General features: G+C 44.8%; 8 protein-coding genes. 4 read left to right on the forward strand and 4 right to left on the reverse strand.

The window, feature by feature from the left end:
• Positions 1-209 precede the first annotated feature (209 nt).
• The 3 genes from FLM48_RS16915 (at position 210) to FLM48_RS16925 (ending at position 10696) form a co-directional block, all read left to right on the forward strand.
• Positions 210-7544, forward strand: coding sequence for a choice-of-anchor U domain-containing protein (locus tag FLM48_RS16915; protein ID WP_179025446.1), 7335 nt, complete (start codon positions 210-212; stop codon positions 7542-7544).
• Positions 7545-7800: 256 nt separating this feature from the next.
• On the forward strand, positions 7801-8481 hold the full coding sequence (locus tag FLM48_RS16920) for a response regulator transcription factor (RefSeq protein WP_179025447.1): 681 nt from the start codon (positions 7801-7803) through the stop codon (positions 8479-8481).
• Positions 8450-10696 (forward strand): tetratricopeptide repeat protein, encoded by a 2247-nt coding sequence (locus FLM48_RS16925; protein WP_179025448.1) that lies wholly within the window; start codon positions 8450-8452, stop codon positions 10694-10696. The genes FLM48_RS16920 and FLM48_RS16925 overlap by 32 nt, the downstream gene beginning before the upstream one ends.
• A 304-nt stretch (positions 10697-11000) precedes the next feature.
• Here the strand turns inward: FLM48_RS16925 and FLM48_RS16930 are convergent, their stop codons facing one another.
• Entirely contained in the window at positions 11001-13112 is a 2112-nt protein-coding gene (locus FLM48_RS16930; protein ID WP_179025449.1) for a TonB-dependent siderophore receptor, read from the reverse strand.
• Between the two features lie 408 nt (positions 13113-13520).
• On the opposite strand from FLM48_RS16930, the gene FLM48_RS16935 reads away from it, so the two are divergent.
• On the forward strand, positions 13521-13919 hold the full coding sequence (locus FLM48_RS16935) for a MerC domain-containing protein (protein ID WP_179025450.1): 399 nt from the start codon (positions 13521-13523) through the stop codon (positions 13917-13919).
• A gap of 199 nt (positions 13920-14118) precedes the next feature.
• Here FLM48_RS16935 and FLM48_RS16940 read toward each other — a convergent pair whose 3' ends face one another.
• The 3 genes from FLM48_RS16940 to FLM48_RS16950 all read right to left on the reverse strand — a co-directional run bounded on the left by FLM48_RS16940 (position 14119) and on the right by FLM48_RS16950 (position 16986).
• Positions 14119-15627 (reverse strand): DUF3360 family protein, encoded by a 1509-nt coding sequence (locus tag FLM48_RS16940; protein ID WP_179025451.1) that lies wholly within the window; start codon positions 15625-15627, stop codon positions 14119-14121.
• Between the two features lie 307 nt (positions 15628-15934).
• Positions 15935-16156 carry a hypothetical protein gene (locus FLM48_RS16945; RefSeq protein ID WP_179025452.1) on the reverse strand — a complete coding sequence of 74 codons (222 nt, stop codon included), beginning with the start codon at positions 16154-16156 and terminating at the stop codon, positions 15935-15937.
• 338 nt (positions 16157-16494) lie between these two features.
• Complete coding sequence (locus FLM48_RS16950) at positions 16495-16986, reverse strand: hypothetical protein (RefSeq protein ID WP_179025453.1); 492 nt, start codon at positions 16984-16986, stop codon at positions 16495-16497.
• Positions 16987-17072 lie beyond the last annotated feature (86 nt).

Genomic DNA, 17072 nt, shown 5'->3' on the forward strand with positions numbered 1-17072 from the left:
TGGCTCCTCAATCGAACTAGCCACACTAAGTCACCAGCTTAACAAGCCATTAAACAATGGCTTAACACGCCCCACTAAGCATTAACCAACTCAAAAAAAGCTACATCAAGCTGAACTTGCATATTGTTTCCTTATTTCTTCCTCATTTGTTAAATACAATCTAAATAAACCAGCATTTTCGCAAACTAATTATAACCTTGGTATCAATTATGCAGTTCAAATTCCCCCTTCTGTTAACCACCTTTTTGGGGGTTATTACGATAGCCTTACCAGTGAAAGCGAGTGGTATAGATTCTGACGATGACGGTGTTGCCGACGCTATAGATGTGGATATTGATGGCAATGGCTTAATCGAAATTAATAGCTTGGAACAGCTCAACAATATTCGTAATAACCTAGCCGGTACGGCTTATGACGACGGTAATAGTGAAGATACGACAGGTTGTGGTAACAACGATGACATCACTGCCTGTTTTGGTTATGAGTTAACCGCTAACTTAAGTTTTGATGAAAATGATGATGGTGTCGAGAACGACACCTACAATACTGGCGAGGGTTGGACCCCCATTGGTACCCTCGCTGCACCGTTTACAGGTACATTTGACGGTAATAATTTCACGATTTCAAACCTTTATATCAATAACACCTCTTTATCGGGTGATGACGACAGTCTTGGCTTATTCGGTCATGCTGAAAATGCCACAATAGAAAACCTTCACCTTGATGGTCAGATAGCGGCTAGCGGTTATTACGTAGCCGGCCTTGTTGGTTATCTCTATGGCAGTAACCCGAGTGTCATGACCAATATCTCGTTTAAGGGCACGGTAACCAGTAATCAAGGTGGGGCTTATACCGGCGGTATTGCCGGACGTGCGAGTCAAGCAACGATTAAGCAATGTTTAGCCACTGTTGATGTAACTGGCCAAGGTGATGCAGGTGCATTTGCAGGAGAGCTAGTAAATGGTAGCGTTGAAAACTGTCTAGTCAATGGCTCAGTCATTACCTCTGGCACTGTCGGCGGCGGTTTTATTGGTAACCTTTCAGGATCAGGTGTCACTAATGTCGCCTCTCATGCTAAAGCCGAGGCGAATAATGCAGTGGGCGGCTTAATTGGCAGCGTTGCTTCTTCATCGTCAACCATCACAAATAGCTTCTCAACAGGGTCTGCTAAGCAGGCATTTAATAAAGGCGGGCTAACAGGCTCTGCACTTGGGACAGTGACAGATTCATACTGGGATACCCAAGCCAGCGGCCTTACAACAAGCGGCTCAGGTACCGGTTATACAACCGCTGAATTACAAGCTCCGGTTGCTAACGTTGGTATCTATGCAAATTGGGACCAAACATATTGGGATTTTGGTACGTCTAGCCAGTACCCTTCACCTATTATCAACGGTGTGGCTTTCCACGATAGAGATAATGATGGCGTGCCAGATTCATTAGACGCTTTCCCTGATGACTCCACAGAATGGTCAGATGCTGATAACGATAATGTCGGTGACAATGCTGATGCTTTTCCTAATGATCCAACTGAATGGTCAGATACTGACGGCGATTTAATTGGTGATAATTCAGATCCTGATATTGATGGTGACAATGTTGTCAATGAATCAGATCTGTACCCATTTGATGCGACAGGCTCAACTGCTGCGCACGACGTTGATATTGATGACGATGGCTTAATTGAAATATCAACCTTAGCCCAGTTACACGCCATGCGTGATGACTTAGCCGGTAATAGCTTAAGTGGTGTTACCGCTGGTTGTGCAGGCTTAACTGACGGCACAGGCTGTATGGGTTACGAGTTAATCACTGACTTAGATTTCGATACCGATGCCGACGGCGACCTGTCAGATGAAGACTATTACAACACAGGTGAAGGTTGGCAGCCGATTGGTAGCTATGATGATCGCTTCGCTGCAAACTTTAACGGTAATGGTCACACCATCAGTAATCTATTCATTAGTCGCCCTGATGAAGACTACCAAGCGCTATTGGGTTATGTAGCCACGGTTAGTGTCACCAATATTAATATCGATGGGGATTTAACTAGCGTCACAGGCTTGAATAACTCAGCACTCTTAATTGCCCGAAACAGCAGCACTGATTCAGCGGTACTGAGCAATATTAACGTCCAAGGTACTGTCCTTGGTAATGATGACAGTGGTTTAGTTGCGGGACGACTTTATGATTTAGATGCTGATTATGTTCATGCACAAGGTCGCATAACCTCGATTTCTATTACCGATGATGCAGGTTCTGATACCGGCGGGTTATTTGGTCAATTATCAGGGTCTAACACCTTAGATAATGTGAGCTTTGAAGGCAATATTCAGGCCGTAACTTCTGCAGGCGGGTTAATTGGTGATGCAGAAAGTGTCACGATTAACGATAGCTACGCGATTGTAGATATTACCCTGATTGATGAAGCTGGCATTGAGACTGATATTGAAGTCGCAGGCGGCCTTATCGGTAAAGTTGAAGGCACAAGTGTTTTAACCCGAGTGTTTGCCCAAGGCAGCATTACAGCGCCAATCATTTTAGGTGGTTTAATTGGTGATATTGATGGTGCAACAGAGATTGTCGACTCATACGCTGATGTTTCGCTGTTGGGTGATTCTGTTATTGGTGGAATCGCAGGTGACTTAAATGCAGACTCAACATTTGAGCGTGTCTTGGCGTATGGTGCGATTAACACCAATGATGGTCAAAATACTGATACAGGTGGCCTTTTAGGTTACAGCTCATCAAATACATTATCTGTTGTGTATGCCCTGTGGGATACCGAAGCAACAGGCATATCGAGCACATTTAACAGTGCAGGCGCAGGTTACACATCTGAACAACTGAAATGCCCTACAACACCTGCGGATGTTAATTGTAACAGCAGCGCTTATACAAATGACTGGTCTTCAACTAACTGGGACTTTGGCACGTCAGAGCAGTACCCAGCATTATTATTGAGCGGTAACTTATACCGTGATGCCGATAGCGATGGTTACTGGGCATTTGAAGATGCCTTTGATGACGATGCCAGTGAATACCTAGATTCTGATAACGATAGCGTGGGTGATAACGCAGACGCCTTCCCGGATGATATTAATGAACAATACGATACCGATGGTGATGGAGTTGGTAACAATGCCGATGACGATGATGCCGGTGACTTAGTCACTACTTATGGCTTAAACGGTATTTCTTCAGCTTATGTGCATAACGGCGATAGAGAAATTTATATTACTGACGCCATTGCTCACGACAATGGTCTTTACCTGGTGGGTAGTTCATATCACAACACGCTTAATGAAGAGAGCGGTGTCATCATTGACGTTGATAGCACAGGAGCAATCAATACCGATTTTGCTGACAACGGTATTCTTTATGCGCTTTACGATGTTGAAACTCACTTTAAACTAGCACTGACAAGTGATAGCGGCATTAAAGTGGCCGGTGAAAAAGATAATCAAGTATTTATCGCTCAGTATGATGCAACTGGTGCTTTAGATACTCGCTTTAACGAGACTGGTGTTTACGATAATGAAGACGGTTTAATCATTCGTGGGACAGACGTTGCCTCAACTTTAACTAATGGCAGTACAGTCATTTACGGCAAGTACACTTATCAAAACTTCGCACATAAATTAAGCAGTGGCGGTACATTTGATACCAGCTTTGGTGATGCGGGTAGTTTATCTATTGGTGCTACTGAACTTGGTAGTTCCATCTATTTCATAGATGCGTTAGTACTTAATGATGATAGCCAAGTGCTTGCGATGAAAAAGCAAGACGGCACTTTCTATCTGGCCAAAATCGACGTTGATGGCAACATTGATACTAGCTTTGGTACGGATGGCGAGCTAGCACTTGATAGCGATATGTTTGCCCGCTCCATTAAATTGGCTAAAGACGCTGACGGCAATGTTTACGCTGCGGGTACAACATCAAACGTTGCCAAACGGCTCAGTGTATTGAAGGTTGTTGATGGTCAACTTGATGGCACATTTGCAGACAATGGTTATTCAGCAAACGATTTTGATGAAGATATTAGCATCTGGAATGTTCAAGATATCCAGATACAAAGTGACGGCCGTATACTGGTATTAACAGGACTGACTCCTGATTACGCCCATGTTGTTCGTTTTACTGAAACAGGTGAGTTAGATAGTCAGTTCAATACTGTCGGCTATGTTCGCTTAGATGTACAAGATTACGACCCAATCAAATTAATCGTTCAAGAAGATGGTAACTTGTTGATCGCAGGGTCTGACTGGAATGGTTTCGGTATACACCTAGTCAATATGCTTAACGATTATGACCTAGATGGAGATGGCCTAACCAATTCCAATGATCTTGATGATGACGGTGATGGTGTAGAAGATGCCAGTGATGTTTTCCCTCTCGATGCAACTGAAACACTCGATTCAGATAATGACGGCGTGGGTGACAATGCAGACGCTTTCCCAACAGATCCCACTGAAACATTCGATACCGATAACGACGGCGTGGGTAACAACGCAGATGCCTTCCCAAGCGATCCAACGGAAACACTCGATACCGATAACGACGGCGTGGGTGATAACGCGGATGCCTTCCCGAATGATCCAACGGAAACGTTAGATACCGATAACGACGGTGTGGGTGATAACGCCGATGCCTTCCCGAATGATCCAACGGAAACACTAGATACCGATAACGATGGCGTGGGTGATAACGCCGATGCCTTCCCAAGCGATCCAACAGAAACGTTAGATACCGATAACGACGGTGTGGGTAACAACGCCGATGCCTTCCCAAGCGATCCAACGGAAACATTAGATACGGATAGCGACGGCGTGGGTGATAACGCAGATGCTTTCCCAAGCGATCCAACGGAAACATTGGATACCGATAACGACGGTGTGGGTGATAACGCCGATGCCTTCCCAAGCGATCCAACGGAAACACTCGATACCGATAACGATGGCGTGGGTAACAACGCAGATGCCTTCCCGAATGATCCAACGGAAACGTTAGATACCGATAACGATGGTGTGGGTGATAATGCCGATGCCTTCCCAAGCGATCCAACGGAAACACTCGATACCGATAACGACGGCGTGGGTGATAACGCGGATGCCTTCCCAAGCGATCCAACAGAAACGTTAGATACCGATAACGACGGTGTGGGTGATAACGCCGATGCCTTCCCAAGCGATCCAACGGAAACGTTAGATACGGATAACGATGGCGTGGGTGATAACGCCGATGCCTTCCCGAACGATCCAACGGAAACGTTAGATACGGATAACGATGGCATTGGTAATAACGCCGATAATGATGATGACGGTGACGGTGTTATTGATATTAATGACCCTAACCCACTCGATCCTAATGAGTCAGACACTCAGGCACCTGTGGTGAGTAACGTTGAAAACATGACATTTGAAGCAACGGGTGAGGTAACTCAAGTACAACTACCACAGCCAACGGTTACAGATGATAATGATGCTTCACCTGTCCTAACAGTGGATACTGATGACTTATCCTTTAGCTTAGGTGAGCATACTATCACTTGGACTGCGACTGATATATCAGGTAATCAATCTAGTGCAGAACAAGTTATCACTATCGTCGATACAACTGCACCAAGCTTTGACGATCTAATCGATATGTCTATCAATGCACAGGGGCGTTTAACCAATATTGCTAATTTAGTGTCAATATTGGCAACGGACTTGGTCGATGGTGAAGTCGCAGGCAACATCACCAGCGACACCTTGCTGACTTCAGGACGCCATAGTGTTGAGATAGCAGCAACAGATGGCAGTGGTAACTTGGCGGTATCGTCGTTCAATCTCGACATTTTACCTAAGCTATCCCTCCCCTCTCGACGTCCAGTTGAAGCTGGCGGCAGTTACCATGTAAACCTGAGCTTAAGCGGTGAAGCTGCTAGTTACCCTGTGCAAGTATCCTATAGCTTACTCGTGAATGGTGCTATAAACAGCCAACTGCAAGCGGCTATTGAAGCAGAGCAAACGGGGCAACTTAGCGTGGTGATCCCAGAAGACGTCAGTAGCGACGATCAGTTACAGCTGCAGTTGGACTTCGGTGTAAACGCTTTTGTCGGTGAAGCCAACACAACGGAGTTAATACTGATTGACCGCAATCTAGCTCCTAGAATGAACCTAGTAATGCATCAAAATGATCAGCCAATCAGTGTGGTTGATGCTAGCAATGGCATTGTCACACTCACTGCTAACGTGCGTGATGTAAATCAAAACGATACGCACAACCTGACATGGTCAAGCAGTGATGGACTCATTGATACAGACATTGACGATAACCCGATGACGTTTGAGATAGACCCAAGCGTACTGCAACCGGGGATTTATCGAGTTAATGCTATCGCCACAGAAACCAATACAACTGACGTATTCACTGTCACTCGCAGTGCGCAGTTAGTCATCGCTAACTTACCACCACTAAGCAGTGATACTGATTCTGATGGTGACGGTATCTTCGATAGTGAAGAAGGATACGGCGATAGTGACGGTGACGGCATTGCCGATTATCTAGATAACGATGCCAACATCACCCGCCTACCGACACAGCGTGATGCCGCACCAGCTCACACTGAAGATGGCCTATCAATGACGCTTGGTTTGTTTGTATCAAGGCTTGGCATTACCGCCGCTTCTGCCGGTTTTGCAATTGAAGACTTAGCCGCGTTACTACAAGCCGGTGATGCAGACCCAACAGATGACCACTTTGACAGTATTACACCTGTTTATAACTTCATCATCAACGGACTAAGTCAGCAAGGTGATTCAGTAGCGGTAGTCATTCCATTGGCTGCAGGTCAAACATTGCCAGCGGATGCGGTATATCGTAAGTACAACCCATCACTAGGCTGGTACAGCTTTGTTGTTGATGCAAGTAACGGCATAAGTTCGGCATTAGTTGATGAAAACGGTAACTGCCCTCTGGTTAATGATGACGTTTATAGCCAACACTCTTCGCAAGGGTTAATTGCAGGAAATCACTGTATTCGACTGCTCATTGAAGACGGTGGCCCTAACGATATTGACGGCATAGCCAATGGCGCGATTGAAGATCCCGGAGTGGTGACGGTGCAAACAGGCACACCTCCTGAAAATATCGCACCAACGTTAGTGCTTGAAAATCATAATAGCAACGTCGAAGAAAATAGCAGCATGACCCTGACCGCGGTTGGTAGTGATGAAAATGATGACACACTAACATATCAGTGGCAGCAGCTATCAGGTCCAGCTGTAGTACTTGAAAATCAAACCAGCAATCAATTAACACTGACAACACCCGAAGTCAGCAATGATGCGGTGATTGAAATTCAAGTTACGGTATCAGACGGCGAACTAAGTTATTCAGTGACAACAAGCTTAACCATCACTAATAACAATACTACCGATACAGAGGAGCCGGCGCCGGGAGAAACAAACTCAAGTAGTGGCGGCGCCTTTAGTATTTGGTTGATGCTAATGATGTTAATTCGCCTAGGTTATCGGAGCTGCAATAGGCGTAGATAACCAGCCACCACCTAAAATATTGTGACTCCCCCTCACCTAACGTCGCCATCTTCACTACCGCAAATGAAGCTGGCGACACTGATAGGTGAGCGGGAGTTTTTAACTATGCATCTTAACCAGATAGCAATAAGTCATTCACTGTGGGAGAATAAAATCTAAACTTGTAATAGCCACGGACGTTTTACAACACTTAGCTGTTTTGTATAACTAAAAGGGGTAGTGCTGGGAGAAGGAACGACCAGCTGCGGTATACCAGATGAACGACACCCAAGAAAAACAAAAAATTCTCATTGTTGAAGATGATATTGATATTGCTGAAAGTTTGGCATTGTTTTATCGCCACCATGATTTTGAGACGCTGCACGTTGATGATGGTGCCCATGTCATTCAAGCCGTTTCGACATACCAGCCAAACCTTATTGTTTTAGATGTCATGCTGCCAAACAAAACAGGCATTGAATGCTGCGAAGAAATAAGACAATTTAGCAATGTGCCCATTATCATGCTAACCGCCAAGGTGAATCAGTCTGATAAAAACATCGGCCTAAGCACAGGCGCCGATGACTACCTTTGCAAACCTTTTGACACCATGGAACTTATCCTTCGCTCTAAATCTATTCTGGCCCGTAGCCAAGGCACGGTAAGCTTTTCAAAGCTCACGGTCGTTCCAGAAAAAGGCAAAGTGATCTATCAAGATAAAAAAGTCGAATTATCCACCCTTGAGGCAAGCTTGTTTTCATTGCTGCACAACAAACCAGAACGAATCTACTCGCGCGATGAAATATTAAACCTGGCTTACCCCCAAGATCGTCATATCACAGATAGAACCATCGACAGCCACGTGAAAAAAATTCGTAATAAGTTCAAAGAAGCTGGCATTACCGAAAACCCGATTGAATCGGTCTATGGAGCAGGTTATCGTTTCTATCTTCGCTAAAGTCAGCCATATGCAGCCTAGAGACAGCACGTTGGGTTTGATGCTTAAAGTACTTATGCTATTTGGCTGCCTCTACAATATCGGCGATGCGCGCGCTCAAGGCCAGCCTATGCCTATCTCCGATATTGAAGCACAACTCAATGACATCGTGTCGTCATCTAAAGACCCCGAACTACAAGTTAAGCAAATCATCAAAGCGGCGACGGGTGACGATCGGGTACTCGCCAAATTAAAGCTCGTTTCTATTTACCGTAAGAGTGGCCAGCAAGCGCAATCAGAACAACTACTTAATGAGTTAATGACAGCGCTACCCAGCTATTCAGATGAGCTAAAAATCAAAATACTGATCAGTGCTGCGTTTTTAGAAAGGCGTCAAAATAACTATGCCAAAGCGGTTGATATCATCGTTAATGAGGCGATACCTATCGCCTTACCTGAGGCCATTGAATTGGGGCGTTTATATCAATTAGCCGGCGTGTTTCTTCGTCTACAAATGAAGCTTAGTGAAGCCAAAGATTACTACTTATCTGCACTAGAAATTTATCAGAAAAACGAAAATTACGATGGCGAAGCACAAATATTTAGCCAGCTAGGCGTACTATACGAATCCCAAGGCGATTTAATATTGGCCGCAGAGTATCAAATTAAAGCCATGCGTTTTTTTGAGACAACCAATGATATTGAAGAATTAGCCGGCAACTACTTTAACCTTGGCGAGCTGTATTACCGCGCCCACGACTATAGCAAGTCATTGCGCTTCTACCTTAAAGCGCTCGACTACGATAAGCAGTTAAACAGCATTCAAGATATGGGCTTTGATTACCACCGAATCGGCAGTATCCACCTAAAAACTAACGACTTTGACAAAGCCATCGACTACACCAATAAAGCCATAGATATATTTAAGCGCGAATCGGCTAACCAGTTGCTGTCTCGCTCTCATCTACAAATGGCTAAAATCTACGAAGCACTGAATGATGATTCTTTGCGCTTTAAGCAGTTGTCCTTAGCTGTTGAGACCGCTAAATTGGCACCGACAGAACATCAGTTTCGCCAAGTTTGGCATGATTTAGGCGCCTACTATTTAGATACCTCAGATTACTCCAGCGCGAAACGCTATTTAGAAAAGTCACTCATCATCTCCAACAAATTGGGCCTGCTAGACCATCAACTAAGTGATAACGAAATGCTCAGCAAGGCCCACCATGAATTGGGCGAATACGATGATGCCCACCAGCATTTAGAAGCCGCATTTGAGATAAAGCTGCAACTATACTCAGAGCAAAGAGTGCGTGAAATTGAAAAGCATAAGCGGGATATTGACCTCCTTGAACAACAGATCCAAGTCGCCAAATTGCAGGAAGAAAATAAAGCAGTAGAAGCAGAGGCACAAACCCATAAAACGATCTCTCAAGGGATCATAATGGTCGGCTTAGTATTACTTTTTTTGTTTAGTATTCTCATCTATTTTTTCTATCAACGCCGTAAACTTGCAATCTTAAAAGCCAATCTTTATCAGGATGCACTCAACCAAAAAAACCAGATTTTGGCAGACGTTTCTCACGAACTGCGTACTCCGCTGACCGCACTTAAATTGCAAGTCGATGCGCTTAAGTATCAGCTGGTTGATGATGTTGATTTAAGTTACCAAAAGCTCGGCACTAAAATTGATGACCTAAACCATCTCATTAGCGACATATACGAGCTAGCCCTGTCAGACGTCAATGGCTTATCGTTTGAAGCGAGCCAAGTTGACTTTGTCCCTATCTTAATAAATTGGGGCGAAGAATTTGAGCACTATGCGCGCGCCAAAGGGTTTGAGTGGCAGCTAACAATCAATGCCAACAGCGCACTGGTGAATATCGACAGCGACCGCATCAAGCAAGTACTCTCAAACCTGCTCACTAACAGCATTAAATACACCGATGCCCCAGGGCAAATTTCATGGCGCCTAGCAATTCATGCAAACAATTTGGTACTGGTTTTAGAAGACAGCTCACCCGGGGTACCAGAGCAAGAATTGGAAAAGATATTTGAACGACTCTACCGTGTCGAAAAGTCTCGCAATAGACGCACTGGCGGCTCAGGCCTAGGGCTATCTATTAGCCAGAATATTATCCAAGCCCACGATGGCAATATCTTCGCATCACAAAGTGAGCTCGGCGGCTTAGCCGTCACCATTAGCATCCCACTGTGTCAGCAAGATACTCGCTAAAGCGATCACCGAGACCCAAACCTCATCAAGCGCTAAGACAATGTTAGCTAATAAAAAAAGCGACTCAATGGTCGCTTTCTAATTAACAAAGCTCATTGCGTCGCTGGCGATGCTGCTAGGCAAACCGAGTTTCAACAACAAGGTAGCGAGCCTAACCTCCTAAATAGCGTTACTGCCGAAAGTAAGACAAAAAAGCCGCTGTTTTTCGACACGGAGTTGACTGTTGTCAATCTCCTTATTTCGAGAAGTGAAAAACTGCGGCTGATGCAGTATTACTGAGGCTAAGTAGCTATTAACCTAAAAGTTAGAATTGATACTTAACACTCGCCGTAAAATTCAAAGGCTCACCCGGCATAGTCCAAAGCTTATGGTATGAGCTTTCAAAGTACTTCTCATTAAACAGGTTATTTACGTCCAGCATCACGCTAAATCTACTGGTTAAGTCCATTGTCGCTGACAAGTTGACTAAGGTATAAGCGGGCAGGATGTAGTCAGGATCGGTTGTTTCACCTAGACGATCACCAACATAGTTCACTGTGGCACCAAAGTAGGTTTCTTTGCCCATAATGTCAGTGAAATGCCTCAGTGAAACATGACCTGCATGCTTGGCTACGTTGATAAGACGTGAACCTTTAGGGATAGGCACGCCCCAGTCATTATCAATAAGATCTTTGGCTGTTCTTGCATCTGTATAAGCATAAGCCACATCAATACTGGTATGAGATGTCAGATAGGTGGTCATTTGAAACTCAACCCCCTGACTCTCTACTTCACCTAAGGTCGCTGACAGGCCAGTATCCGGCTCTGCGGTCAACATGTTGGTCTTGCTGGCATCATACAGCGCTAGACTACCCGAGAAGCGGTTGGCTACATTTTGCCATTTGAGGCCGATTTCAAACGATTTAGTTTGCTCTGGCTCAAACGGATTTCTGTCGGAATCTAGTCCAGGGTTGGGTCTAAAGCCTTCTGCATAACTGGTGTATGCATTGATGCTGTCAGTCAGTTCATAAACAAAACCGAAGCGCGACGAAACCTCTGTTTGGTCTTGCTCTTGAAACTCATCATCTAATTTATTGAGAATTTCTTGGTTGAACTTATCGACCCTAAAGCCGAGCAATAACTTGGCCTTGTCGGTCAGTTCAATCAGATCTTGAGCGTAAAAGCCTACGCCATTTTGCTCTTCCTCTGTCAAAGTTGTCGGTGTGGTTTCAGGTCGATCCATCGTGTAGTCTGGGTTATTGGGATCGATTGAATAAGTCGGATCGCCAGAGCCCCAAGCGGTACGCCACACTCGATAATCAGTATCTAATTGAAAGTTATAATAGTCTAAACCAATCAATAGGTTATTTGTAAAGCCAGCGAGTTCAACATCGCCACTAACTTCAAAACGCGCTGAGAAATCTTGCGCTTGATAGTCACGTTCACGTCTTTGTCTTGAAAGCGTATTCGGGTCTTCGTACACCAGTTGTCGACCATCAGAGAGCTCTGTATCTGACGATTGACCTTTAAAAGATGAATCACGATACGCTAAACCAGTAAGGATATGCCAACTATTGCTAAGTTGATGATTTAACACTAACTGATGACCTAATGCCTTTACTGTATGATCACCATCGCGAGTATCACCATAGAAAGCAGATTTATCAACAGAGTCGAAATCATTATCAAGCACATAGACACCACGCTCTAATGGTTTGCGCTGATCAAGAATCTCCATTTCATAGCTAATACTGGTGGCATCTGAGATATTCCAAAGCAATGATGGGCTCAAATTAAAGCTTTGAACATCAACATGATCACGGTGTGTTTCAGAATCCTCATAGAAGCCATTGATGCGGTAGGCCACATCATCTGTCAAACCTTTAGTATGATCAAATTCGACCTGCTTTTGATTAAAGTTACCTAACGTTCCCTTGATGTAACCTTGCTCGTAAAATTGTGGTTTTTTGGTGATGATATTAACGGTGCCACCGGGTTCACCTTGACCGTACAGCGCTGAACCTGGCCCTTTCATCACCTCAATAGTTTCAATGTTGGCGGTATTTCGGTTGCCGTTATAGCCGCGAGAGTTAAAGCCGTTAACTAAGTAGCCCGTTGGATTATTCTCGTCCCCTGAAAATCCACGAATTGCAAAGCTGTCAAACATACCGCCAGAGTTATTTTGTCTTACCACGCTTGGAGAAAAGTCCAAGGCATCCATGAAGCGGGTTATCCCCTCTTTGTCCAACGTGTCGCCGGTAATTCTGTCTACTGCTTGCGGTGTTTGTATCAGCGGGACATTGCCTCGATAAGGCTGCCATAAGCGCTTCACCTCAATACGTTCTATATCATCTGAAGTTTCTATGGTTTGGTTACTATCTTGGGCTAACGCGCCATTGGATACGATAATGGCTGAATATAGAAAATACTTGTTCACGTGCTCTGCTCTAAATGGACGACAAAATAAAAGCGCAATGTTATAACATAACATTTTAACCGTCAAAGACAGATATGTGACAAATTATCAAAGTCGCTGCTACGCCTTGCTAGTACACCAAGTCAGTTAACAATTATTCAAGCTGGCCTTTAATCATCCAGTGTTGAATGTTCAATAGACAAAAGCCATTCCCTATTAATCCCTATATGGCTATGTAGCTGACACCTTTAATTGAACGTGAGCCCTAATGCCTACGCTGCGGCACCATGCTTGCCTGCGACGAGTAAACGCAGCAAAAGACAACTGAACACATCGATTACAAGTGATAATGATATGTTATAGCATTTCAATTTATTTTAATGTCTAATAGCGCTAACACTGAACAACAGGATGTTTACGCCAAACCTTATGAACTATACAACGCAAGCTGTACTCGATAAATTCGCCATTAGCATTTCGGCGCTGTGTGCAATCCATTGTGCCCTCACCCCAGTCTTATTGGCCCTTATGCCGTCGTTATCCGCCTTAGGATTAGCCGATCACCTATATCATGAAATGATGGTATTGATTGTCTTACCGACCAGTATGTTAGCGGTATTGCTCGGCTGTAATAAGCACAAAGACATGCGAGTATTGGTGTTGGCAGTTATCGGCTTACTGACACTCGCAGGCTCAGCCATTTTTGGCCATGATTTTCTGGGTGAGACAGGAGAAAAAGCAGCCACCATGATTGGTGCAATCATTATTGCACTGGCACATTGGCGAAACCTTGGCCTTTGCCGTAAACAAGCCTGTGCCGAAAAATAACGGCTAGATAGATACGTTACTATTAGCCCGCTGCGGCAATAAATCGCAGCAAACTAATCAAAGCGCGCTGATATTGCATGCTGGTGCAACGGGAGAAACAACCCGTTGCCTCCCAATGCCCTGTTTTGCATTGGGAGTACGAGCATTTCAGCCCTGAGCTGTGCTCCCGAACCTGTGCTCCCTAACCTATAGACTTAGGTTATTTAAGCCCCGAAATTAGCGGTGGAATACCAGGTAGCAAACCAACCATCGCCATCACCCCGGTAAGGATAACAAACATAATACTCGGTGCTATCCAGCGATTCATTTTGGTGAGTTTAGCGCTTCTGTCTTTGCAGCCAATTAAACCTAAGTTATCCAGCAACATGGTCAATGACCAGCCAAAGGCCGGGTTAACCAATACTGACGAGAACACCACGATAGCCGCAGATTGAGTGGTTTTACCCTCACGGGTCATCTCCATGCCCGCTTCAAGCAGCGGAATAAACACCCCAACAACTAATGCCACACACAGAACTGGCTCCCAGATGGCCAGATCCATTGGGTAACCCCATAACGCAGCAACCACACAAAACAGCGCTGTAAGCAGTGCACCAGCGGGAATAGGCCGCTTGGCAATTGCCGCCGGTACAATGTACGTGCCCCAAGATGAGGTAAAGTTGGCCCCACCAAGCAAAGAGCCTACAGTTTGACGAATCGATGCGCTGGTCATGGTGTCGTCAATGTTCATATGCACTTTTTCAGTACGTGGTGGGTAGTTAATCTTTTGAAAAACTTGATGACCTAAAAAGTCAGGCGACCACATAGCAACCGCTAAAATGGCAAACGGTAGCACCACCATAAAGCTTTCAATAGTGGGCAAACCTAACATCCAGCCAGAATCATCCCCCCACCAATACATGGGGTTCATGTTTGGCAAACCAGGCGCGGTTTGAAACTCAAAAGGCGCGCCCATAGCAAACGCTAACGTACCACCAAGTAAACAACTTAAGGGCACAGCCAGCCAACGCTTGCGCCAATGCTCAAGCAACGCGTATAAGATAATGGTACAAAATATCACCACAAACGCGATATGCGCCATGCCAATGCCTTCAGCCCACGCATACAGTTTTTTCACCTGCGAGGCGGTGCCAACAAAGCCGAGGTACAGCAGTAACCCGCCGCACACACCTTTACTGGTCAGGTTGGCCAACATACTGCCACCTTTGCTGATGGCCAATATTAAGCCTAGCGCACCAATTAGTAAGCCAAATGCCATCGGGTGGCCACCCGCTGCTACCACAATGGGAATGATAGGAATCAACGGACCATGGGTACCCGCCAAATTAGCTGTAGGTAGAAGAAAACCGGAAAAGACCACAATGAAAAACGCGGCAATGATCAGCTCGTAACGAACATTTTCTAGAATAAAGCTTTCTTGCAAGCCAAGAGAGGTGGCAAAGGTTGTGGCAATGGCACCCACCATCACTACCTTACCGATGGTAGCGGCCATTGCGGCAATCGAATCTTCTGCCTCAAAGCGATAATCTCGCCCCGGTAAATTGGCCCGCCAACGCTTGGGGTTCATGATGGTCAGTTCATGTTCTAGATACGCTTCGCGTGACTCAAACGTTGAACTGGCTCGGTGTTGCTGCTGATAACTTTGACCGTCACCCGCCCCGTGCTCTGCATCTGCTGACGCATGCACTGACTTTGAATTACTGCTCATATCAACCCTATTACTCACCCGCAACCGAGTGGACTACAAAATAGATTAGGGGCACCTTAACTGAAGGGCGCAGCCATAGCGAACAATAAAAGCGGAATTGGACTCAGACATTAGTCGTAGATAAACAATGATTTACGAGCAGAAATGCAATAATTGATCAACTTAACAGCTTGAAATAGCAATAAGAAATTGTGGCTAGCAGGCGGAGCGACTCCTCTGTGTAATAAGAGTCACTCGACTATCTATTCGGGCTAATGCGCTGCCGTTTAGCTTTGCACACAAACGAGTTTTCGCCCTAACTAAAGGCTTACTTTGCCTCTTTAGCAAATAAGCTTTGAACCTTTTTAAATAACCAGCTGATGCCATCGCAAATCATACCAAAGGCGCGGCCAACCCCCATCATCACAAGACCAATAACAAAGTAGAGCACAAATGTTTGCCAAGAATCCGCTTCTAGAAAAAGAAACAGCAGCACCCCGAGTGGAATAGACAGCAGTAACCCAATCTTCAAGTAATATTTATAACCCATAATTTCGACAGCTCTTGTTGGCAAGGTGAGTTTAAGGACAAAGACGGCTGAGCGATCGTCCGCTCAGAACTGGGGAATGATAGAAAAGTATTTACTAGAGTGACAGACAGAACAGGCGAAATGTATAAAACTGCTAAGTTCAGAACCTGCAGCAGTATGTCATGACTATAAGTAGCGAATAACCAAAATATAAATTGGCGATTAATTACTCTTAGTAAATGCGGGCTACTTTAAAGTGTCCCAAGCAGGGGATACAGAAAATGGCACAGTTTAACAACGGAAGTAAAGCAGATCCGCCCCACTTTCCCCTGAGAAAATCAGGCGACCAACACATGATATTAGCTGTGAGCGTTTTTTAAATAAGCCGCCGCTTTTTTGCGTCGCCTCCTGTGCCTGCGCATTACATGCAGGCTAGTTGAAAATAGCTTTGAGAAACTAAGTATCAAAGCCATTAGCGCGAAAAAACCGCAAACAGTAATAAACAACCATTGAGAATGACTAGTACTATTAGTGGATGATTGAACTACCACGACAACACTCGCTAAGCTCACTAACAACGCCACAATGGCCAATCCACGTATAACTGTTCTTGCCCAAAGTCGTCCAAAAGATAACCCCACTCCAATACCAATAATGGGTAATACTCCTGACATTATTGCAACGTACCGTGGGCCAATCTCTTCAATATTCTCGTATGGGAATAAAACAAAACTCAGCAGAATAGCCAAAGCAGTATAGCAAAAAATCGCTGCCATAATGCCGCTAACGACAGTAAATACATACTTTAACTTGGGGACAAATTCACTGACGCTGATGTCTTCAATGTTCATCAATAGGACCTTTGCTTTACGCCTACTAGTATTACTTTAATCATAAAATTATCTTTATTTATTAGTGACTAAACAGGGTTTACGCA

Origin of the sequence: Shewanella sp. Scap07 (assembly GCF_013394145.1) — a bacterium.
Classification (GTDB): Bacteria; Pseudomonadota; Gammaproteobacteria; order Enterobacterales; family Shewanellaceae; genus Shewanella; species Shewanella waksmanii.

What these genes read in the sequence shown, in the direction of transcription:
- FLM48_RS16940 (WP_179025451.1), bottom strand. Translation starts at nt 15,627, where the DNA reads ATGAGCAGTAATTCAAAGTCAGTGCATGCGTCAGCAGATGCAGAGCAC.
- FLM48_RS16920 (WP_179025447.1), top strand. Translation starts at nt 7,801, where the DNA reads ATGAACGACACCCAAGAAAAACAAAAAATTCTCATTGTTGAAGATGAT.
- FLM48_RS16915 (WP_179025446.1), top strand. Translation starts at nt 210, where the DNA reads ATGCAGTTCAAATTCCCCCTTCTGTTAACCACCTTTTTGGGGGTTATT.
- FLM48_RS16925 (WP_179025448.1), top strand. Translation starts at nt 8,450, where the DNA reads ATGGAGCAGGTTATCGTTTCTATCTTCGCTAAAGTCAGCCATATGCAG.
- FLM48_RS16935 (WP_179025450.1), top strand. Translation starts at nt 13,521, where the DNA reads ATGAACTATACAACGCAAGCTGTACTCGATAAATTCGCCATTAGCATT.
- FLM48_RS16945 (WP_179025452.1), bottom strand. Translation starts at nt 16,156, where the DNA reads ATGGGTTATAAATATTACTTGAAGATTGGGTTACTGCTGTCTATTCCA.
- FLM48_RS16950 (WP_179025453.1), bottom strand. Translation starts at nt 16,986, where the DNA reads ATGAACATTGAAGACATCAGCGTCAGTGAATTTGTCCCCAAGTTAAAG.